The organism is Rhizobium sp. PEPV16, assembly GCF_008919455.1.
Lineage (GTDB): Bacteria > Pseudomonadota > Alphaproteobacteria > Rhizobiales > Rhizobiaceae > Rhizobium > Rhizobium leguminosarum_Q.
Genome location: NZ_VSZV01000344.1, coordinates 1 through 21247, shown reverse-complemented (window position 1 = coordinate 21247; position 21247 = coordinate 1). Strand labels below are relative to the sequence as shown.

Sequence of the window (21247 nt, the reverse complement as noted above, 5' to 3'; positions counted from 1 at the left end):
GCATTTGGGATATCCCATGTGACGGAGGGCTCGCTTAGTCTCTCGTTCCGAGCATGATGCCGAACAGTGTGAACGGTTTTCGGGCGACATCATGCTCAGCATCCTGTTCTAGGGAGATAGGCACATGAAGCACGAACGCCTTGGCATCGAACTTTCCGGACGGCCGCTCGGTTTTGCCGACATGGTGACGATCGGGGCGGGCAAGGCTGCGGTTTCGGCTTCGGCAACCGGCATGGCCCGCATCGCGATCGCCCGCGAGGTCGTCGAGGATGCCATTGCCTCCGGCATGCCCGTCTACGGCTCGACGACAGGCGTCGGCGCCATGAAGGATGTGGAGTGGTCGGCCGACGAACTCGACACCTTCAATCTAGGCCTGGTGCGCGCCCATCATTTCGGCACCGGCACCCCTTTTTCCTGCAGTATCGTGCGCAATGCCATGGCGATCCGTATCAACACGGCGCTGACCGGCCAGGTCGGCTGCACGCCGGAGCTGATCCAGGCCTATATCAGGATGCTCGAGGCCGATCTCATCCCGGTCGTGCGCCGTACCGGCTCGATCGGCTGTGCGGATATCGGGTTGATGGGACAGATCGGCGCGGTGCTGACCGGCGTCGGCGAAGCGATCTATCGAGGCAACCGGATGCAGGCGGCCGAGGCTTTCCAGGCGGCCGGGCTGGAACCGATGCGGATGGCGCCGCGCGACAGCCTCGCTTCGCTCAGCATCAATGCGGTGAGCTTTGCCTCGGCAGCGGAAACGACGCGCAACGCCGCGGCCTCGATCCGCGTCCTGCTGGCGACGGCGATGATGGCGGCCGGCGCGCTCGGCGCTTCCCGCGATCCCTGGAAGGCGGTCCGGCATGTCGGAACGGCGCGCGAGGCGCTGATCGGCGCATGGCTCTGCAATGCCTCCGACGAATGGAACTGGCCCGTCGCAACCCATGTGCAGGATCCGCTCAGCCTGCGGATGATCGCCCAGGTGTTCGGCGCGGTGATCGAAAACCTCTTATCGACCGGCCACAAGATCCTTGCCGCCACCGGGCGCTCGGACGACAATCCCGTCGTGGTCGAAGGCCGGGTGATGACGTCGGGCGGTTCGCTGCCGCTCGATGTGACGATCCTGCTCGAATCGGCAGCGCTCTGCATGGCGCATGCGGCGCGCAACGCCTTCAACCGCTGCGTCATTCTCGGCAATGGCCAGCGGCGCGACCTGCCGGTCAATCTCGTGCCGCCGGGGCGGATCGCCACCGGCTTCGGGCCGATCATCAAACTTGCCGGCGAGATCTTCTCGCGCGTGCTGTCGATGTCCAATCCCGTGTCGGCGCAGTCGCTGGTCGTCGCGGCCGGGCTCGAGGATGAGGCGGCGTTCCTGCCGCTCGTCATCGAACGCTTCGACCGGCAGATGCGGGCGCTGAAGCGTCTCGCAGCACTCGAGGCGCTGCTGTCGGCCCAAGCTATCGACATTCTCGGCGATGAACCGAAGGGTGTCGCCGCCATGCTCTACGAGGTCGTGCGCAAACATGCGGATTTCTATACGGTCGACCGGCCGCTTTCGGCTGAAGTGGAGGCGATCGAGGAGGAACTTGGTTCGGACGAATTCGTTACGAAGCTGACCGAGCAGGTTCCGATCGCCTCCTTCGACGATTTCTTCGCCCTCGGCTCGCTGGAGCGCATCGAGGAACGGCTAACCCGTCACGAGCCGGCAGCGGTGTGATTTCCAGTTACGGAGAAAGCGGCATGGACTTCGATCTCGTTTTGCAGGGCACGGTGGTGCTGCCGGACCGCATTCTCGACGAGGGCTATGTCGCCGTGCGCGACGGCAAAATCGCCGAGGCCGGCCTCGGCGTGCCGCCTGCGGGCCGCGAACGGCATCTGCTCGGAAAAGCGCTGATCCTGCCCGGCGCGATCGACGCCCAGGTGCATTCGCTTTCCCAGAAGGACCAGGAAGATTTCATCTGGTCGACGCGCTCGGCGGCAGCCGGCGGAGTGACAACGATCGTCGACATGCCCTATGACGAAGGCAATCTCGTCTGCTCGGCAGCGGCGGTGAAGCGGAAGATCGACCATGCCGGTCCGCAGGCGCGCGTCGATTTCGCGCTTTACGGCACCGTCGATCCGGAAGAAGGCCCCGCACGGGTCCGCGAAATGGTGGAGGCAGGCGTTGCGGCCTTCAAATTCTCGACATTCGGTACCGACCCGAAGCGCTTTCCGCGCATTCCGCCGGCCCTGCTCGACGCCTGCTTTGCGGCTATCGCGCCGACGGGGCTGACGGCGGGCGTACACAATGAAGACGACGAGGCGGTGCGCACTTACATGGAGCAGGTGAAGGCGAGCGGCATCACCGATTGGCGGGCGCACGGCCTGTCGCGGCCGCCGATCACCGAGCTGCTGGCGATGCATACGATCTTCGAGACCGGCGCCAATACCGGCTGCCCGGCGCATGTGGTGCACTGCTCGCTCGGGCGCGGCTACGATATCGCGCGCGCCTATCGCCGCGACGGCTTTGCGGCGACGGTGGAATGCTGCATCCACTATCTAACGCTCGACGAGGAAAACGACGTGAAGCGCCTCGGCGGCAAGGCGAAGATCAATCCGCCCGTGCGGCCGCGCGCCGAGGTGGAGGCGCTCTGGCGGAAGGTTGCCGAGGGCGATGTCTGGCTGGTCTCGACCGATCACGTCAGCTGGTCGGAAAACCGCAAGACCAATCCCGACATGCTTGCCAATGCCTCCGGCGTTCCCGGTCTCGAGGTGATGATGCCGCTGTTTGTCAAAGGCGCCGTGGACCGCGGCATTCCGCTGACATGGGCAGCCAGGCTGATGGCGGAGAACCCGGCAAAGCATTTCCGGCTCGACCATATCAAGGGCGCGCTGACCCCGGGCAAGGATGCCGATATCGTCGTGCTCGAGCCGCGCGACAGCGTCTATGATGCCGCCGTGAGCGGCAACAACGTCGTCGGCTGGAGCCCCTATAACGGCATCCGCCTGCCGTGGGCCGTTTCCGCCACCTACCTCAGGGGCGAAAAGATCGCCGAGGGCGCCAAGGTGCTGGCCAAACCCGGCAACGGCCGCTTCGTGCGGCCGCCGCCGCGCCAGGTCATTGCGGGAGCTGTCGAATGAGCCGCAATCTTCCCGTCAATGCCAGCCGGATCGCTGGAGATATCGAGGCGCTGGCCGGGATCACCGAGCCGGGGCATCCCTGGACGCGGCGGGCCTTCTCGCCGCTCTTTCTCGATGGCCGGGCCTATATCGAAGCGCGGATGAAGGCGGCGGGACTGGAAACGCGGATCGATGCCGCCGGCAATCTGATCGGACGGCGGACAGGCCGGAAACCGTGGCTCGGCACGATCATGGTCGGCTCGCATTCCGACACGGTGCCGGAGGGCGGCCGCTTTGACGGCATCGCCGGCGTGATCTCGGCGCTGGAGGTGGCGCGCGCGCTGCGCGATCAGAATATCGAACTCGATCACGATCTCGAAATCGTCGATTTCCTTGCCGAGGAGGTGAGCATCTTCGGCGTGTCCTGCATCGGCAGCCGCGGCATGACCGGCCAACTGCCGGAGGCCTGGCTTTCGCGCGTCAGCGACGGGCGCGACCTGGCCGAAGGCATCGCCCAGGTCGGCGGCAGACCCGATGTGCTGATGCAGCAGAACAGGCCCGATATAGCAGGCTTTCTGGAGCTTCATATCGAACAGGGGCCGGTGCTCGAAGCCGAAAAGGAGGATATCGGCATCGTCACCGCGATCTCAGGCATCACCCGTATCGAGATCACCGTCGAAGGGCGGGCCGACCATGCCGGAACGACGCCGATGGATCGGCGGGCGGATGCGCTGGTCGCAGCGTCGCAGTTGGTGCTCGACATCCGCAACGCCGCCGCCGAACTTGCCAAAACGCCGGGCCATTTTGCAGCAACGGTCGGGGAATTCAGGATCGAGCCGAACGCCGCCAATGTCGTGCCGTCGAAGGTGGTGCTGCTGATCGATGGCCGTGCCGAAGTCCGTGCCGACATCGAGGCATTCTGCCGCTGGCTCGACGGCCATGTCGAAAAGCTGGCGGGCGCCTATGGCGTGACGATCAAGACCCCGAACCGAGTTTCCGACAATCAGCCGACGCCTGGCGATGCCGGACTGCTGTCGATCTTGGAGGCTGCCTGCGAACGGGTCGGCGCAAAACATCGGCGCATGGCCTCCGGCGCGGGACACGATACCGCCTGGATCGCCAAGGTGGCGCCGGCGGCGATGATCTTCGTGCCCTGCCGGGACGGCCGCAGCCATTCGGCCGACGAGTGGGCTGAAAACGACGATATCGCGCTCGGCGCGGCCGTGATGTTCGAGGCGGTGCGCGCGATGGACAAAAGCTTGAATCAGGAGAAGGCGAATGGGACGCATACTCGTTGAGAAGGACGTGGAAGCTGCCGTCAAGGGCGGCTCCGTCTATGCCGCCGGCGGCGGCGGCTGGGCCGATCACGGACGGATGCTCGGTTATGCCGCCGTCAATGTCGGCAAGCCCGAGCTGGTCTCGATCGACGAACTGAAGGACGAGGACTGGATTGCCACCGCAGCCGCGATTGGCGCACCGGCCTCCACGACGCCCTGGGAAATGCAGGGCATCGACTATGTGAAGGCTGTGCAATTGCTGCAGGAGGCGCTGGGCGAAAAGCTTTCCGGGCTGATCATCGGCCAGAACGGCAAATCCTCGACGCTGAACGGCTGGCTGCCGTCAGCGATCCTCGGCACCAAGGTGGTCGACGCGGTCGGTGATATCCGCGCGCATCCCACAGGCGACATGGGCTCGATCGGCATGGCCGGTTCGCCCGAGCAGATGATCCAGACCGCCGTCGGCGGCAATCGCGCCGAGAACCGTTATATAGAACTGGTGGTGAAGGGAGCGACGGCGAAGATCTCGCCGGTGCTGCGCGCCGCCGCCGACCAATCCGGCGGCTTCATCGCCAGCTGCCGCAATCCGCTCCGCGCCTCCTATGTCCGCACCCATGCAGCGCTCGGCGGTATCTCGATGGCGCTTGCGCTCGGCGAGGCGATCATCGCGGCGGAGAAGCGCGGCGGATCTGCCGTCATCGACGCGATCTGCAAGACGACGGGCGGGCATATCCTTGCCGAGGGCGTCATCACCCGCAAGGACGTCGTCTACACCAAGGAGGCCTTCGACATCGGCACGATCACTGTCGGCGCGGGCGAAAAATCGGTGACGCTGCATGTGATGAACGAATATATGGCGGTGGACGATGCGGATGGCAAAAGGCTTGCGACCTTCCCCGCCGTCATCACCACGCTTTCACCGGAGGGCGAGCCGCTCAGCGTCGGCCAGCTCAAAGAAGGCATGCCTGTCTTCATCCTGCATGTGCCGATGGAGATCATTCCGCTGTCGGCAAGCGTGCTCGATCCAACCGTCTATCCCGTCGTCGAAAAGGCGATGGGGATCGAGATCGCACGTTATGCACTGGCGACGAAGGCCTGAGCCATGGCGCGCGATCCCGGCCTCGAAGAACTGATGCGTGAGGAACTCGGCGGTCGGCCGGGCCTTGCCGAAAAATCGATGTTCGGCGGCTGGGCCTTCATGCTGAACGGCAATCTTCTCTGCTGCGCGCGCCATGACGGCATGCTGATCCGTCTCGGCAAGGGCAATGACGGCTGGGCGCTGGCGCTGCCGGGCGTGATCCAGATGCTGTCGGGCGAGCGGGTGATGCATGGCTGGGTGCGAGGCAATGCCGAGGTTTACGGCGACGATGCTCTCAGACGGCGTCTGCTTGATGCCGCGCTCGCCTATGTGGAATCGCTGCCGAGCAAATAACAAACGAGGAACCACGATGCCGAAGGCCAATCTACGTCATCCGAAATTTCCGATTCCCGGCGGGCCGGAGCTGCGCGCCAAGGGCTGGCGGCAGGAAGCGCTGCTGCGGCTGCTCGAAAATGTGCTTTCCGTCGGCGAGGACCCCGACAACCTGATTGTCTATGCCGCTCTCGGCAAGGCGGCCCGCAACTGGGCGGCGCACAGGGGCATTGTCAAGGCTCTGACCGAGATGGAGGAGGACCAGACGCTGCTCATCCAGTCCGGCAAGCCGATCGGGCTCGTTCGAACGCATGCCAAGGCGCCGCTCGTCATCATGGCGAACTGCAATATCGTCGGGCAATGGGCAAAGGCCGAAGTGTTCTACGAGCTGCAGCGCAAGGGACTGATCTGCTGGGGCGGGCTGACGGCCGGCGCCTGGCAATATATCGGTAGCCAGGGCGTCATCCAGGGTACCTACGAAATCTTCATGCGCATCGCCGAGCGGCGCTTCGGCGGCGATCTCCTCGGCCGGTTCGTGCTGACGGCCGGCCTCGGCGGCATGGGCGGAGCGCAGCCGCTTGCCGGCCGTATGGCAGGCGCTGCGATCCTCTGCGTCGACATCGATCCGGAGCGGGCCCGCAAGCGCCAGCAGATCGGTTATCTCCAGGAAATCGCACCCGATCTCGATACCGCCCTTCAGATGATCGATGCGGCGGTGAAGGACAAGCGGGCGCTGTCCGTCGGCCTTGTCGGCAATGCGGCGGAAGTCTATCCCGAGATCGCCCGGCGCGGCATCGTGCCCGACATCGTCACCGACCAGACCTCGGCGCATGACCTCGTCTATGGCTATGTGCCGAAGGGCATGAACCTCGATCAGGTCAAGGGTCTGCGCGACAATGGCCAGGGGCAATTGATGGCGGCAAGCCGCGCCTCGATCGTCGAGCATGTGACGGCGATGCTGGAGTTTCAGAAGAAGGGTTCCGAAGTCTTCGACAACGGTAATCTGATCCGCACGCAGGCCAAAGAGGGCGGCGTCGCCAATGCCTTCGACATCCCGATCTTCACCGAAGCCTATCTCAGGCCGCTGTTTGCCCGGGCGATCGGCCCATTCCGCTGGATGGCTCTGTCAGGCGAGGAGAGCGATATCGCCCGCATCGACGACCTGCTGCTCGAAATGTTCCCCGACAACAAGATCATCACCAACTGGATCCGGCTGGCGCGCGAGCACGTGCCCTTCGAGGGGCTGCCGGCCCGCATCGCCTGGCTCGGCCATGGCGAACGCACGGCACTCGCCCGGCGCGTCAACGCGCTGGTTGCGAGCGGCGAACTCAAAGGCCCCGTCGCCTTCTCCCGCGACCATCTCGATGCCGGCGCCATGGCGCATCCCAATATCATGACCGAGGGGATGAAGGACGGCTCGGATGCGATCGCCGACTGGCCACTGATCGATGCGATGATGCTCTGCTCGTCGATGGCCGATCTCGTCGTCGTCCATTCCGGCGGCGGCGGCTATGCCGGCTACATGACCAGCTGCGGCGTCACCGTCGTCGCCGACGGCACGGACGACGCTGACGAACGGCTCGACCATGCGCTGACCAACGATACGGCGCTCGGCGTCATGCGTTACGCCGATGCCGGTTACGAGGAGGCGCTGGACGAGGTGGCGAAGAAGGACGTGCCCTATATCCGGCTTGGTTGATGTGCGGGAGGCGGACGTCAGGCAATCAGATTGGAGACCTCGATGAGGTTGCCGTCGGGATCCCTGAAATAGACCGAGCGCAAACCTCCTGTCGCGCCGGTGCGCTCGACCGGGCCTTCTTCGATCGCAACGCCCGCGGCCTGTAGATCAGCGATGACATCGGCAATCGGCGTTTCGGCGATGAAGCAGAGGTCGCCGGAGCCGGGTGTGGGATGTATCGCCTTGGGATCGAATTCGTCTCCGGCCTGGTGCAGGTTGATCTTCTGCCCGCCGAATTTCAGCGCCTTGCGGCCTTCCGCGAAGGTTTCGACCGACATGCCGAGGATGCGGGAATAAAAATCGCAGGTGATGGCGATATCGGCGACGGTCAGCACGAGATGGTCGAGACGGTCTATGCGGATCATGCTTTTCTCCTCGCGAGGTGCTGGGCAAGACAGGCGGAGACAAAGGCCAGCGCCAGCATGGCAAGGGTGAAGATAACGACGGCGCCCCAGCCTTCAACCGCGAAGAACCAACCGCCCGCCGAACCCATGAGGCTGGAGCCGACATAATAGGCGAGCATATAGAGCGATGAAGCATGGCCCTTGGTGCCACGCGCCAGCTTGCCGACGAGACCGCTGGCGATCGAATGGCTCATGAAGAAGCCGGTCGTGAGCACTGTTATACCGAAGATGATGACCGGAAGCGAGGCCGCGAGCGTTAGCGCGCTGCCAGCTGCGGTGAGTGCCAGACCGAAAAGAAGCACGGAAAAATGCCCGATCCGGTCTCCGAGCAGGCCGCCGATCGAAGAGGCGCCGATGCCGAAGAGGTAGACGGTGAAGATCAGGCCGAGTTCGGTCTGGTTGAGGCCGTAGGGCGGCGCCACCAAGCGGAACCCGGCATAGTTATAGATGGTCACGAAGGAGCCCATCGCCAGGAAGGCAATGGCGAAGATGAAGGGCAGCGCCGGATTGGTGAGATGGCCGAGCCAGGCTTTTGCATGAAAGCGCGGATCGAAGCCCGGCCGGCGGACGAAATTGCGTGATGGCGGCAGGAGGGCGATGAAGCCGATCGCGGCGGCAAGGCCAATGGCGCCGATGAGAAAAAGCGCCGGACGCCAGGTGAGATATTCGGCGAAGATGCCGGTCAGCACGCGGCCGGACATGCCGCCGAAGGCCGTGCCGCCGACATAGAGGCCCATGGTGGCGCCGAGGCCGCGCGGATCGATTTCCTCGGCGAGATAGGCCATGGCGACAGCCGGCACGCCGCCGAGAACGAGGCCTTGGAGCGCGCGGATGACGAGCAGCAAGTGCCAATTCGGGGCAAAGGCGGTGGCAATGGTCAGCAATGCCGCGCCGACCAGCGATATCGACATCAGGCTGCGGCGGCCAAGGCCTTCCGAAACCGCGGCGGCGCAGACGATGGCGACCGCGAGGAAACCGGTGGAGAGCGAGAGGGACAGCGAGCTTTCGGCCGGGCTGACGGAGAATTGCTGTGAGAAGATCGGCAGCAGCGGCTGGACGCAATAGAGCAGCGAGAAGGTGGAGAAGCCGGAGAGGAAGAGCGCCAGGCTGGCGCGGCGATAGGCGCCGGTGCCACGGGTCAGATAGTGCTTCTGTCCTTGGATCGCGGTTGTCTCGGCGGTCTTCACTGCATGCACTGACGTCGGCATATCTTCATCCTTCCAGTCTCCGATCTAGTCAACGCCGCTCCATTTGTCCAATATATGGCGCTGGCGATTTCGATAGGTTTTGGAGATGGCGATGGAGCTGCGGCATTTGAGATATTTTCTCGCGGTGGCGGAAGAAGGCAATTTCACCCGCGCCGCCGGCAAGCTCGGCATCGGGCAGCCGCCGCTCAGCCAGCAGATCCGCGACCTGGAAAGGGAAGTGGGTGCGGCGCTGTTTCACCGCGTCCCGCATGGGGCCGAATTGACGGCAGCTGGCGCGGCCTTCCTCGGCGAGGCAAAGGCTTCGCTCGCGGCCGCGGAAAAGGCGAAGCTTGCGGCGCAAAGCGCCAATCGCGGCGAGACGGGCCGGCTGTCGCTCGGTTTCACCGCTTCCTCCGCCTTCAATCCCGTCGTCAGCACGACGTCCGCCGCTTTCGCGCACGCTGGCCGGAGGTGCAGCTGTCGCTGACGGAAATGAATACGCTGGCGCTGATGCAGAAGCTGGAACGCGGCGAGCTGGACGCCACCTTCATGCGCCCCAGCCTCGACGATCCCGCCGGCATCCGGCTGCGGCGGCTGCCGGATGAGCCGATGGTGATCGCCCTGCCCGCCAGCCATCCCTTGACACGGCATCCCAGCCTGCCGCTTGCGGCGCTGGCGGAGGAACCCTTCATCCTCTTTCCCCGGCTCGTGGGCCTGAGCCTCTACGACGATGTCGTGCTCGCCTGCCGCAAGGCGGGATTCGAGTTGACCGTGGCGCAGGAGGCACCGCAGATTTCCTCTGTCGTCAATCTGGTGGCGGCCGATCTCGGCGTCTCGATCGTGCCGGCCTCGATTTCGCAGATCAAGCTCGAAGGTGTGGCCTACCGGCCGATCGAGGGGCCGCCGGCCGTGGCGCGCCTGGCGCTGGCAATCCTGAAAACACATCGCTCGCCGGTCACCGAGAACCTGATCAGCTTGCTGAGTTAGCCCACCGGATCCCAATAGGGCGGGTCGCCGAAGCTCGTCTTCAGATGATCGGCAATGGCGCGAAGCTTGGCGGAGGGATTTCGGCCTTCGGGATGGGCCATGTAGATGAATTCGGCCTCCGGCCTGTGACCGACATCGACTTCCGCAAGCCGGCCCTCGCGGATGGCCGGGCCGGCGATGAAGGCCGGCAACAGCGCGATGCCGAGCCCGGCAATCGCGGCATCGCGAAGCATGTCGCCATTGTTGATGCCGAGCGCCAATTTCGCACGGACGACGATCGCACCATCGGGCGTCTGGAAACGCCAGTCGGCAACGCCGCGATTGGTGTAGAAGATGCCGCGATGGCTGTTGAGATCGGAAAGCGACGACGGAATTCCCTGGCGGGCGAGATAATCCGGCGAGGCGCAGAGAAGACGGCGGCTATGCGCGAGCTTCCAGGCGACCAGCCGGCTATCGGCGATTGGGCCGTTGCGGATAATGGCATCATAACCGTCCGAGGCGGCATCGACGCGCCGGTCATCGATATCGAGGGTCAGTTCGATCTCGGGATGTTCGGCAAGAAAGGGATAGAGCGCCGGACCGAGATGCATGCGGCCGAAGGTGACGGGGGCGGCAATGCGGATCGGGCCGGACAGCGTTCCGCGCCGCTCCGCCATATCTGCCGCGGCTTCCTCGATCTCGCGCACGATGCGCGCGGCGCGCTCCAGGAAGACCGTGCCATCCTCTGTCAAGGTGAGCTTGCGCGTCGTTCGGTGCAGCAGCATGCCGCCGAGCGACTTCTCCAGTTCCGCCAGCCTTTCGCTGACGACGGATTTGGACAGCCGCAGGCGCCGGGCCGCCTCGCTGACCGAGCCCGCCTCAACCACGGCGACGAAAGCCGCAATACCTTCTATTCTGATCATCGTTCGGCTTTTCCGAATTCGAATTCCCCAATCTGAAGACTAATCCGAACGAAAGGAAAATGCCATCTTCCACTCATCGAAAGGGACGGCAGGGGCCGCCTCACCTTAAACGCAGGAGATGGAACCATGAACCGCTTGAACAACAAGGTCGCGATCGTTACCGGCGCAAGCTCCGGCATCGGCCGCGCCACGGCAAAGCTCTTCGCCGCCGAAGGCGCCAAGGTCGTCGTCGGCGCCCGCCGCCAGGGCGAACTCGACAGCCTCGTCGCAGAGATCAAGGCAGAGGGCGGCGACGCCATGGCCATTGCCGGCGACGTACGCTCGGAAGACTATCACAAGGCGCTGGTCACCGCCGCCGTGACGAAATACGGCAAGCTCGATATCGCCTTCAACAATGCCGGCACGCTCGGCGAAGCCGGTCCGAGCACCGCCGTTTCGGAAGCAGGCTTCAGCGAGGCGCTGGCGATCAATCTGACGGCTTCCTTCCTCGCCGCCAAGCATCAGATCGGCGCGATGGTGGAAAATGGCGGCGGCTCGGTAATCTTCACCTCGACCTTCGTCGGCTACAGCTTCGCCTTTCCGGGCGTTGCCGCCTATGCCGCCAGCAAATCCGGGCTGATCGGCCTGACGCAGGCGCTTGCCGCCGAATTCGGCCAGCAGGGCGTGCGCGTCAATGCCATCCTGCCGGGTGCTGTTGATACCGACATGTATCGGGACATGAACGATACGCCTGACAAGCAGGCCTTCGTCACCAACCTGCATGCGCTGAAGCGTGTCGCAACCCCCGAAGAACTCGCCCGCTCGGTTCTCTATCTCGCCTCCGACGATGCGAGCTTCGTCACCGGCACGGCCTCGCTGGTCGACGGCGGCGCTTCGATCACCCGCACCTGAGACGGCGCGGCGCGATTATCCGCTGCGGGTTGGGGGGCTTCCCCGACCCGTGGGGACGTCGCGTAGATCCGCGCGATTGCATGTTCTCCGCCAAAGGCTTAGGGTCGAGGGCGGTCAGAAAAGGCAACGGGTAGAAGGCCATGGCTCTCAGCGGCAAACGCATCCTCCTCATCATCTCGGGCGGCATCGCGGCCTATAAGAGCCTGGATCTGATCCGCCGGCTGCGCGAGCGCGGCGCGAGCGTGCGCCCTGTCATGACCAAGGGCGCGCAGGAATTCGTCACGCCGCTTGCCGTCGGTGCGCTGGCGGCGGACCATGTGTTCCTCGATCTGTTTTCGCGTCAGGACGAACAGGATGTCGGCCATATCCGGCTGGCGCGCGACTGCGACCTCGTGCTGATTGCCCCTGCCTCCGCCGACCTGATGGCGAAGATGGCGAACGGGCTTGCCGACGATCTCGCCTCGACCGTGCTCCTGGCGACCAACAGGCCGGTGCTTGCCGCACCGGCGATGAACCCGGCCATGTGGGCGCATCCGGCGACGCGGCGGAATGCTGCGATGCTCAGAGCCGACGGCATCCGCTTCATCGGACCGATGGCCGGCGAGATGGCGGAAAGCCGAGAGGCCGGGCTCGGCCGGATGGCGGAGCCGCTTGACATTGTCGCTGCGGCCGAAACCATGCTCGACGATGGAGAAAAGCCGCTCAAGGGACGCAAGGCGATCGTCACCTCAGGACCGACGCACGAACCGATCGATCCGGTGCGCTATATCGCCAACCGCTCCTCCGGCCGGCAGGGGCATGCGATCGCCGCAGCCCTTGCAAAGCTCGGGGCGGAGGTGACCCTCGTGTCGGGGCCGGTGACGATCGCCGATCCCGTCGGCGTCAGCACCGTGCATGTCGAGCGGGCCGAAGAAATGCGCGACGCCGTGCTTGCGGCGCTGCCGGCCGACATCGCGGTGATGGTCGCGGCGGTGGCGGACTGGCGCGTCGCCTCGGCGGCCGACCAGAAGCTGAAGAAACATCCGGGCGAATCCATCCCGACGCTGGCGCTGACCGAGAATCCGGACATCCTGAAAACCGTCGGCCATCACACGATGCGACCGAAGCTGGTGATCGGCTTTGCCGCCGAGACGCAGGATGTGGAAAGCAATGCGAAGGCGAAACTGGAAAGGAAAGGCGCCGACCTGATCGTCGCCAATGACGTCTCTCCTGCGACCGGAATCATGGGCGGCAGCCGCAACAGGGTCAAACTCATTCGCCGCGACGGCGTCGAGCAATGGCCTGACCTGACGAAGGAAGAGGTTGCCGAACGACTCGCGGCACTGATCGCCAAGCAGCTCCGCTGATCGCCAGCGGCTCAGCTGACACCGAGCGTTTAGGCAGGAATGGCCACGCGCAGCGGCTTGGCGGCACTGCGCTTCTCCGGCCGGAAGTCGGCGACGTCGATGCCATCTTTGCCGACGGTGACGGCGCTGCCATCCGGAATTTCGGCCCAGGCATCGACATCGTCATTCAACGGCTCGGAGACGAGGCAATAACCCGCGCCGACGGGAGAGGCGTAGAGCGTCGGCGCCTTGCGATCCGTGGCATAACGGATCGCATAGAGCGTGCTGCCATCGGAGAAGGCGGCGGTGAATCGCAGCAGGATCGAGCCGATGACGCTTTCGGCCAGGCCCTCGACGACACCGATCATATCCGCCATCGCAGCGACCGGCGCCTCGCGCAGGCCGAACTGCAGCGCCAGCAGGAACATCAGCTCGGAATCGGTCGTGCCGCCGCGGGCATTGAACAGCTCGTCGTCGAGCATCGCCTCCATCGGCCGGCGCAGGCGCTCGAAGCCTGCGATCTGGCCGTTATGCATGAAGGACCAGGTGCCATGGGTGAAGGGATGGCAGTTGTCGCGGCGCGTGCCGCCGCCTGTGGCAGCGCGGACATGGGCGAGGAAGAGGGGCGAACGGATCTGCCGTGCCAGGCTCTTCAGATTGCAATCCGACCATGCCGGCAGGATATCGCGGTAGCGGCCGGGTTCGGGCCTGTCACCATACCAGGCGATGCCGAAGCCATCGCCATTCGTCGCCGTCTTGGCGCGGGTGGCGCAATGCGACTGCTCGATCAGGGAATGGGCGGGCGAAGATACCAGTTCCTCGAGATAGAGAGGGTCTCCGCGATAGGCTGCCCAGCGACACATGGCTCTTTGCTCCGGAACCCGCCGCCGCATCGGCGGGAATGCTGAAATTGTCGAACGACGCAGCTAACAACAGCTTAACGCGCGGCCGGTTTGCAAGCCAAACATGACGGTTTCTTGACGTATAGCCTCTTCAAATTCGGCAAAACACTGTGTTCTCTCGTGAACACCCGTGTTCCCCAAAGCAGGGCATGCGTGCATTTTTGCTTGCATCTCGAAAGAATCAGCCTAACTTTAAGCCATCGGCAACAGAACGAAAGGAAGGTGATCCAATGTCTAATGAGATTTCGGACCTCGTAACGGGCATGGAAGAGGTGACGAAGGCGAGGCAGCCCTCGCTCTAATCCCCGCCTTCCTGGGGCTGCATAGACAGTCCAGGCCAGTTTGAGGCCAAACTCATGGAAAGGGTCGCCGAGGCGGCCCTTTTTTATTGTCTTGATGTCTTCATTGTCTTGATGCCAGGCGTTGACGGAAGATCGAAATCTCACTACTCATAAAGTCATCAGATGACTTTATGAGTAGTGAGATGCGAGCGCTCAGCAAGACCAATCTCGCCGATGAGGCGATCGAGGCAATCCGCGGCGACATTCTCGGCAAACGCTGGGCGGTCGGCGAGAAATTGCCGAATGAAGCCTCGCTGTCGGCCATGCTTTCCGTCAGCCGCGGCACGGTGCGCGAGGCGGTGCGGGTTCTCGTCTCCCAGGGCTATCTCGAAACAAGGCAGGGTTCGGGCACCTATGTCCGCGCCACCAGCGATGCCGGCCGGCCGCTGACGATGGCGCGGCGTGCCAGCCTGCGTGATCAGTTCGAGGCGCGCTTGGCGCTCGACGTCGAGGCCGCCCGGCTGACGGCGATCCGCAAGACGCCGGAGACGGTTGCCGGGCTTCGCCGGCTGCTTGCCGAACGCGGCAATTACGACGGCGGCAATCAGGCCACCTTCATCGAACGCGACCTCGCCTTTCACAAGGCCATCATCGCCGCTTCGGGGAACCGGGCGATGATCGAGATCTACGATTTCTTCTCGGCCTCGATCGCCGACACCATCGCGGCGACGCTCGGCAAGGACATTCCCGAGCCGGACATGCAGGCGCATGCCGATATCGTCGATGCCATCGAAACCGGCGATCCCGACAAGGCGGATGCGGCGGTGCGCCGTTTCATGGCACCGGTTCTTGCCGCACTCGAGCGGATGATCCTGTCATGAACACGCCTTCCAACAATGCCGCCAGCACGCTCGAGGCGGCCGACGAATTGCTTGTAGACGCCGAGGCCGGCAGCCTTCTACCGCCGCAGGCAACGCCGGTGCGGGGAGCTGCGCATCGTTTCCTGCTCGGCGCAAGCCTGGTGCTGATCGCCTTCAACCTGCGCCCGGTCTTCTCCAGCGCCTCGGCGCTGCTGCCGGAAATCCGCTCCGAACTCGGCCTCAGCGCGCTTGGCGCCAGCCTGCTGACGACGCTTCCGGTTGTCTGCCTCGGCGCCTTCTCGCCGCTTGCGCCTCGTCTTGCCCAGCGCTTCGGGACCGAACGCACGCTGCTCGGCGTTCTCCTGCTTTTGGCGCTGGGCACCGCCTTGCGCGGGCTTTCCTCCGTGCCGCTGCTCTTCATCGGCACGGCCCTTGCCGGCGCCTGTATCGCCGTCGGCAACGTGCTGCTGCCGGGGCTGGTGAAGCGGGATTTCGCCGGGCGCGCCGCGCTGATGACCGGCTTCTACACGATGGCGCTTTGCGCCGGAGCGGCAAGTGCCGCCGGACTGACACTGCCGATCGAGCATGGGCTCGGCGGCTCCCTCGAAGGCGCGCTCGCCATCTGGGCGCTGCCGGCGCTCGCCGTCAGCCTGCTCTGGCTGCCTGAGGTTCTTCGCAGCGGCAGACAGGCAAGGCGAAACGGCTTTCGCGTCGAAGGCCTCTGGCGCGACCGGCTCGCCTGGCAGGTCACGCTGTTCATGGGGCTGCAATCGGCACTTGCCTATTGCGTCTTCGGCTGGCTGGTTCCGATCTTGCGTGAACGCGGGCTCGACGGCGTCACTGCCGGGGCGATCGTTTCGCTGTCGGTGATGGTGCAGGCGGCATCCTGCCTGATCGTGCCGCATATCGCGGTGCGCGGTCGGGACCAGCGGCTAATCAATGCGAGCCTCTGCGGCGTCGCCGTCACCGCCCTGCTCGGCCTGCTCTTCGCGCCGCTTTCGACGGTCTGGCTATGGGCGGTTCTGCAGGGCATCGGCCAGGGCGGGCTGATCGCAGCGGCCATGACGACGATCGTGTTGCGCTCACGCGATCCCGATGTCGCCGCCCATCTTTCCGGCATGGCGCAATGCGTCGGCTACCTGCTTGCCGCCATCGGCCCGCTCATCGTCGGCCTCATCCGCGGCTGGACCGGCAGTTTTTCCTGGTGCGCAGCCCTCTTCGTTGCGCTCGGACTGGGCGCGGCAATCAACGGCTGGAAGGCCGGGCGGGCGGTTGAGATCAACGTTCACGCGGTCGAAAAGGACGGCTGAGCCTCACCTATCCATCACCATCTCTTGATGCCGGTCGTCGGCCGCGGATGCTACGCTATCTCAGCCTCGCATCCCGACCGCCGGAGGAAACATCTTGCGCATACGAACCCTGTTCCTGCTCGCCGCGCTTGTAGCATCGCTGGCCCCTGCCCTTTCCCATGCGCAGGAAAGCGATCCACCGAGGGCGAATGTCCAGAGCGGCGCACGCGACGGCGTGCTGAAGCTTCTGCCGGCCGATTCCGTCACCGAACACGCGTTGACGATCGGTGGCCGGAAGATTGCCTATACCGCCACTGCCGGCACGCTGGATCTCTTCGGCCAGGACGGGGCGCAGACCGGCGCGATCTTCTACACCGCCTATGTTGCAAGAGATAGCGGGGCGAACCGGCCTCTGACCTTTGCCTTTAACGGCGGGCCGGGTGCGGCTTCCGCCTTCCTGCATCTTGGGCTGGTCGGGCCGAAGGTTCTCGACTTCGGACCGAACGGACGCGACGGCGCCAATGCGAAACTCGTCGACAACCCGCAAAGCTGGCTCGATTTCACCGATCTCGTGCTGATCGATCCGATCGGCACCGGCTGGAGCCGGACGGCGAAGGCGGACGACGCATCCAATTATTACAACGTCAACTCAGATGCCCAGAGCATCGCCAAGGCGATCGGGCTCTATGTCGCGCACAACAACCGTTCCAACTCGCCGAAATATCTTCTCGGCGAAAGTTATGGCGGCTTCCGCGCGGCCAAGGTTGCCTCGGCGCTGCAGGAAAGCCAGGGCATCATCGTCGCCGGTGCGGTGATGCTTTCCCCGTTGGTCGAGGGCCAGCTGATGTTCAATGCCGACCAGTTCCCGCTCGGTGCCGCGCTGGAGCTGCCGTCGCTCGCCGCCGCCGAACTCGACCGGCATAACGCCTTTGACGAAGAGAAGCAGAAGGCAGCCGAGACCTTCGCGCTCGGGGACTATCTGACGACGCTTGCCGGGCCGCCGCCGACCGGTGCCGACGCCGCTGCCTTCTATGGCAGGATCGCCGCATTGACCGGCATTCCCGAGGATATCGTCACGCGCAACCGCGGCTTCCTCGGCAGTTCCTTCGTCAAACATTCAGATGGGGGCAGCGGCGAGGTGATGAGCTCTTACGACGCCTCCTTTGCAGCACCCGATCCCTATCCGGAATCGGATTACGATCGCGGCGACGACGCCATCCTCGACGGCTTCACCCGCGCCTATGGCGGCGCCTTTGCCGATTACGCCCGCAACGAACTCGGCTTCAAGACGGTGATGACCTATTCGCTGCTCGACGGCGATATCAGCCGGCGCTGGGAATGGGGCGGCGGGCGCGGCGGCGGATCGCGCTTCCAGGCCAGCGCCACTGACGACATCAGGCAGCTGCTCGCCTCAAACCCGGCCTTCCATCTGCTGATCGCACATGGCTACAGCGATGTGGTGACGCCTTATGGCGTCAGCCGCTACGTGGTCGACCATCTGCCGCCATCGCTTGCCGGCGGCCGCGTCGGGCTGAAGCTTTATCGCGGCGGCCATATGTTCTATACAAGAGCTGATCAGCGGGCCGCCTTCACGGCGGATGCAAAGGCCTTCTACGCCACACATTTGGCCGCTCAGCCGGCGGACTAAAGCGTGGCGATGTCTTTGTCGCTTAACCGCTGTACAGTTTTGCGCGACATGCTTTGGGGACTTGCCGATGCATATTACCGGAGGATGCCACTGCGGCGCGATCCGCTATCAGGCGGAGATCGACCCGGAGCGGGTCTCGATCTGCCATTGCACCGATTGCCAGCGGTTGACGGGCTCGGCCTATCGCATCACCGCACCGGCGCGGCCGGGAAGTTTCACGCTCACGTCAGGCGAGCCGAGAGGCTACGCAAAATATGGCGACAGCGGTGGTCTCAGCCGGCAATTCTTCTGCCCGAATTGCGGATCGCCGCTCTACCGCACGGACGGCGACGGCGGCGGGTTCGGCATCCGCCTGGGCAGCATCGACCAGCGGCAGGAACTGGCGCCGAAGAAACAGATATGGTGCCGCTCAGCCCTGCCCGGGGTGGCGAATATCGAAACGCTTCCGCGCTTCGAGGGCGAGGATTAGGCTGGCCTCGGCTTAACATCCCGCCTTTATTCCGGCAGAGGCATGTCCGGCCAGCTATCGGTGACGCCGGCCTGTATCGGACGCTCCAGATAGGTGGAAAGCGCGATATAGCTGCGGGTACCGGTGACGCCGGGGACGGCATGGATCTGGGCGAGAAAAGCTTCCAAGGCCTGTGGGCTTGCTGTGCGGACCTTGAAGAGAACGCTGGCGTCGCCGGCAACCGAATGCATCTCCTCGACCTCGGGAAACTGCAGGACCTGCATCAGCCGCTCGCTCTTGCCCCAGCCGGCCGCCTCCACATGCACGAAGGCAAGCAGCGGTTTGCCAAGCGCTGCGCCATCCAGCGCGGCATGCACGCCCTTGATGGCGCCGGATTGTCTCAGGCGGCGCACCCGCTCATGCACGGCCGGCGCTGACAGGCCGACCACTTCGCCAAGTCTGGCATAGCTCTGGCTGCTGTCGGCGGCGAGCGCGGCTAATATTCTTCGGTCGAATGCATCGATGACCGGCTGCGGCCCGCGTCCCTGCCGAAGATCCTCTGTATTTTTCGCCATTCCGCAAACTCCCCTTTCTGCCGAAGAATAATCGCCGATACTGGCATTCTTCAATAGGATATTCGGAAGAGGAGGAATCTCATGGAGATGATCGCGCACAATCCGGCAAACGGGATCTATGCAGCGAGCCCTGATTACATCCATGCGCTGGAGGTCAGGCATCCATCCCGGCTGCTCTTCGTCAGCGGTACGATGGGTCTCGATCAACAGGGAATGGCGGCGGCCGATCTGGAAGGCCAGTTAGAGCTCATCTGGTCCAATCTTCGCGCCATCCTCACGTCCGCTGATATGACGGTCGACAATATCGTGCGGCTGACGAGCTATCTCAGCGACGGCGCCTTTATGGAAGCGAACCAGAATGCCCGTCTTCGGACACTTGGCGGTCGCGCCGTGCCGACTACGGCGATCATCGTCGAAACGCTGCGCCACGACTGGCTCGTCGAAATCGAGATCATCGCTGCCGGCTGACGGCACATTGGCCATCGCACCCAAAGATGCGATGGCCATGGTTTTCAGGCCGCCTGTTTCAACTGGCCGAGCGCCTCGGCCAGATCGACCTCACCGCGGAAACCGCCGCTGCTCTTCGCCTCCTGCCGATGCTCGATCGCATGGGCAAAACGCACGGCCGGCTCCTGCTGCATGCGCTCATAGAGACGATGCAGGCCGGGAAACTGCCGGCGGTCGACGACCGTGTGGAAATCGTTCCAGCGGGCGATGCCGACGAAATAGGCGTCCGCGAGGCTTGGCCCGTTGCCGAGAAGCCATTCGCGGCCATCGAGCAGACGCTCCAGCGTATGATGCGCCTTTTCGACCGCCGCGATGCCATAGGCCGTGAGGACCTGCTTCTGCTGCGGCTCCAGCGGATGCTCGATCGCATACCAGAGCGGGCCGAAGGCCTGGAAGAAGGTGGTGTTGAGAAAGGCGAGCATCTGGTTCAGCCGATCGAAATCCGCCGATCCCTGCGCAACGCCCAGACCGTTGCCGATCGTGCGGGCGCCGATATGGTGCAAGATCGCCATGCTTTCGCTGATCGTCCTGCCATCTTCGAGCAGCAGCGACGGCGTTTCGCCGACCATGTTGATCTGCTTGTAGTCTTCACTGGAGACTATTTCCGGCATCTCGACGCGGCAGAGCCGATAAGGCAGGCCGGACCATTCCAGCGCGACGATCGAGCCGAAGGAGCAGCCCTCCGGCACGCCGTAAAACAATATGGGGGACATCAATCGTTCCTTTCAGAATTGAACCCGTTTGGACGAGATGAATATGAGGATGTGGACGATCTTGCGGTAGAGGCTATAAATGCATCGCAATGTCCACATATCTGGAAGATGACGATGGCGCTTTTCAATCTCAACGACCTCCGTCTTTTCGTGCAGGCCGTCGACAGCGGCAGCTTTACGGCCGCTGCAAGGCATCTCGGCATTCCGAAATCGACGGTGAGCAAGCGGGTTGCAGAACTGGAGGCACGGCTTGGCGTGCGGCTGATCCAGCGCACGTCGCGAAGCTTCGCGCTGACCGAACTCGGCCGGGAATTCTTTCAGCATGCCCAGGCCTCGATCATCGAAGCGGAGATGGCCGAGGGCATCGTGCGCCGGCATCTGGCCGAACCTGCCGGCAGCGTTCGCCTGACCGCCTCGGTGCCGACGGCGCAGTTTACCTTGACGGAGCATCTGCCGGCGCTGGCGGTGCGCTATCCGAAGCTCCGGCTTTCCGTGCATGTGACGGACCGTTTCGTCGATATCGTCCAGGAAGGGTTCGACATCGCGCTGCGCAGCCACCGCGGGCCACTGCCGGATTCGGCGCTCGTGCAGAGGAAGCTCGCCAGCCACCCTTTCTTCATCCTCGCCTCGCCGGATTATGTCAGCGCCCATGGGCAACCGCGCCGGCCGGAGGAGCTGGCACAGCATGCGACGATCATGACCAGCCTGACGGAGGACCAGTGGCGGCTTTATTCAGGCGGCGACGAGGTTCTCATCGCGCTGCATTCCGTCATGGCGGCGGATGAGCCCTATGTCTTGATGGAAATGGC

General features: G+C 64.1%; 20 protein-coding genes and 1 pseudogene. 15 read left to right on the top strand and 6 right to left on the bottom strand.

Features of this window, described 5'->3' with window-relative positions:
• Positions 1-124: 124 nt before the first annotated feature.
• From FY112_RS27555 to FY112_RS27530, 6 genes are read left to right on the top strand one after another with little or no spacing between them, the layout of a single operon-like run.
• Positions 125-1711, top strand: coding sequence for an aromatic amino acid lyase (locus FY112_RS27555; RefSeq protein WP_151519748.1), 1587 nt, complete (start codon positions 125-127; stop codon positions 1709-1711).
• Positions 1712-1734: 23 nt separating this feature from the next.
• Positions 1735-3114 (top strand): amidohydrolase family protein, encoded by a 1380-nt coding sequence (locus FY112_RS27550; RefSeq protein WP_151519747.1) that lies wholly within the window; start codon positions 1735-1737, stop codon positions 3112-3114.
• Positions 3111-4391, top strand: a complete 1281-nt coding sequence (locus FY112_RS27545; protein ID WP_151519746.1) for a Zn-dependent hydrolase — start codon at positions 3111-3113, stop codon at positions 4389-4391. The genes FY112_RS27550 and FY112_RS27545 overlap by 4 nt, the downstream gene beginning before the upstream one ends.
• Positions 4372-5469, top strand: coding sequence for a DUF917 domain-containing protein (locus tag FY112_RS27540; protein WP_151519745.1), 1098 nt, complete (start codon positions 4372-4374; stop codon positions 5467-5469). Before FY112_RS27545 ends, FY112_RS27540 begins: the two co-directional genes overlap by 20 nt.
• 3 nt (positions 5470-5472) lie before the next feature.
• Positions 5473-5802: a TfoX/Sxy family protein gene (locus tag FY112_RS27535; protein WP_130673467.1), complete on the top strand. Its 330-nt coding sequence runs from the start codon at positions 5473-5475 to the stop codon at positions 5800-5802.
• 16 nt (positions 5803-5818) lie between these two features.
• On the top strand, positions 5819-7480 hold the full coding sequence (locus FY112_RS27530) for a urocanate hydratase (protein WP_151519744.1): 1662 nt from the start codon (positions 5819-5821) through the stop codon (positions 7478-7480).
• Positions 7481-7497: 17 nt separating this feature from the next.
• Here the strand turns inward: FY112_RS27530 and FY112_RS27525 are convergent, their stop codons facing one another.
• A complete protein-coding gene (locus FY112_RS27525; RefSeq protein ID WP_151519743.1) occupies positions 7498-7884 on the bottom strand; it encodes a VOC family protein in 387 nt (128 codons plus the stop codon).
• Positions 7881-9131, bottom strand: a complete 1251-nt coding sequence (locus FY112_RS27520; RefSeq protein WP_151519742.1) for an MFS transporter — start codon at positions 9129-9131, stop codon at positions 7881-7883. The genes FY112_RS27525 and FY112_RS27520 overlap by 4 nt, the downstream gene beginning before the upstream one ends.
• 91 nt (positions 9132-9222) lie before the next feature.
• Between FY112_RS27520 and FY112_RS27515 the strand changes: the two are divergent.
• Positions 9223-10097, top strand: a pseudogene (locus FY112_RS27515) (LysR family transcriptional regulator).
• On the opposite strand, the gene FY112_RS27510 reads toward FY112_RS27515, so the two are convergent.
• On the bottom strand, positions 10094-10999 hold the full coding sequence (locus FY112_RS27510; protein WP_131619540.1) for a LysR family transcriptional regulator: 906 nt from the start codon (positions 10997-10999) through the stop codon (positions 10094-10096). The pseudogene FY112_RS27515 and the gene FY112_RS27510 sit on opposite strands and share 4 nt — an antisense overlap.
• Positions 11000-11125: 126 nt before the next feature.
• On the opposite strand from FY112_RS27510, the gene FY112_RS27505 reads away from it, so the two are divergent.
• Both FY112_RS27505 and coaBC read left to right on the top strand, forming a co-directional pair.
• On the top strand, positions 11126-11890 hold the full coding sequence (locus tag FY112_RS27505; protein WP_151519741.1) for an SDR family oxidoreductase: 765 nt from the start codon (positions 11126-11128) through the stop codon (positions 11888-11890).
• Between the two features lie 140 nt (positions 11891-12030).
• On the top strand, positions 12031-13236 hold the full coding sequence (gene coaBC, locus FY112_RS27500; protein WP_017962971.1) for a bifunctional phosphopantothenoylcysteine decarboxylase/phosphopantothenate--cysteine ligase CoaBC: 1206 nt from the start codon (positions 12031-12033) through the stop codon (positions 13234-13236).
• A 29-nt stretch (positions 13237-13265) separates the two neighbouring features.
• Here coaBC and FY112_RS27495 read toward each other — a convergent pair whose 3' ends face one another.
• On the bottom strand, positions 13266-14078 hold the full coding sequence (locus tag FY112_RS27495; protein WP_017962970.1) for a class II glutamine amidotransferase: 813 nt from the start codon (positions 14076-14078) through the stop codon (positions 13266-13268).
• 523 nt (positions 14079-14601) lie between these two features.
• On the opposite strand from FY112_RS27495, the gene FY112_RS27490 reads away from it, so the two are divergent.
• The 4 genes from FY112_RS27490 (at position 14602) to FY112_RS27475 (ending at position 18664) form a co-directional block, all read left to right on the top strand.
• The gene (locus FY112_RS27490; RefSeq protein WP_017962969.1) at positions 14602-15279 is read left to right on the top strand and encodes a FadR/GntR family transcriptional regulator; all 678 of its coding nucleotides are present in this window, start codon (positions 14602-14604) and stop codon (positions 15277-15279) included.
• Positions 15276-16568: an MFS transporter gene (locus tag FY112_RS27485; protein WP_017962968.1), complete on the top strand. Its 1293-nt coding sequence runs from the start codon at positions 15276-15278 to the stop codon at positions 16566-16568. Before FY112_RS27490 ends, FY112_RS27485 begins: the two co-directional genes overlap by 4 nt.
• Positions 16569-16662: 94 nt before the next feature.
• Positions 16663-18195: a carboxypeptidase gene (locus tag FY112_RS27480; protein ID WP_151519740.1), complete on the top strand. Its 1533-nt coding sequence runs from the start codon at positions 16663-16665 to the stop codon at positions 18193-18195.
• A 67-nt stretch (positions 18196-18262) separates the two neighbouring features.
• On the top strand, positions 18263-18664 hold the full coding sequence (locus tag FY112_RS27475) for a GFA family protein (RefSeq protein WP_017962966.1): 402 nt from the start codon (positions 18263-18265) through the stop codon (positions 18662-18664).
• A 26-nt stretch (positions 18665-18690) separates the two neighbouring features.
• Here the strand turns inward: FY112_RS27475 and FY112_RS27470 are convergent, their stop codons facing one another.
• Positions 18691-19272 carry an Lrp/AsnC family transcriptional regulator gene (locus FY112_RS27470; RefSeq protein WP_151519739.1) on the bottom strand — a complete coding sequence of 194 codons (582 nt, stop codon included), beginning with the start codon at positions 19270-19272 and terminating at the stop codon, positions 18691-18693.
• Between the two features lie 27 nt (positions 19273-19299).
• Here FY112_RS27470 and FY112_RS27465 point away from each other — a divergent pair, with 27 nt between their 5' ends.
• The gene (locus FY112_RS27465) at positions 19300-19686 is read left to right on the top strand and encodes a RidA family protein (RefSeq protein WP_151519738.1); all 387 of its coding nucleotides are present in this window, start codon (positions 19300-19302) and stop codon (positions 19684-19686) included.
• Between the two features lie 44 nt (positions 19687-19730).
• On the opposite strand, the gene FY112_RS27460 is transcribed toward FY112_RS27465, so the two are convergent.
• A complete protein-coding gene (locus FY112_RS27460; RefSeq protein ID WP_151519737.1) occupies positions 19731-20438 on the bottom strand; it encodes a glutathione S-transferase family protein in 708 nt (235 codons plus the stop codon).
• Positions 20439-20552: 114 nt separating this feature from the next.
• Here FY112_RS27460 and FY112_RS27455 point away from each other — a divergent pair.
• A partial coding sequence (locus tag FY112_RS27455; protein ID WP_151519736.1) for a LysR family transcriptional regulator occupies positions 20553-21247 on the top strand: 695 nt, incomplete at its 3' end.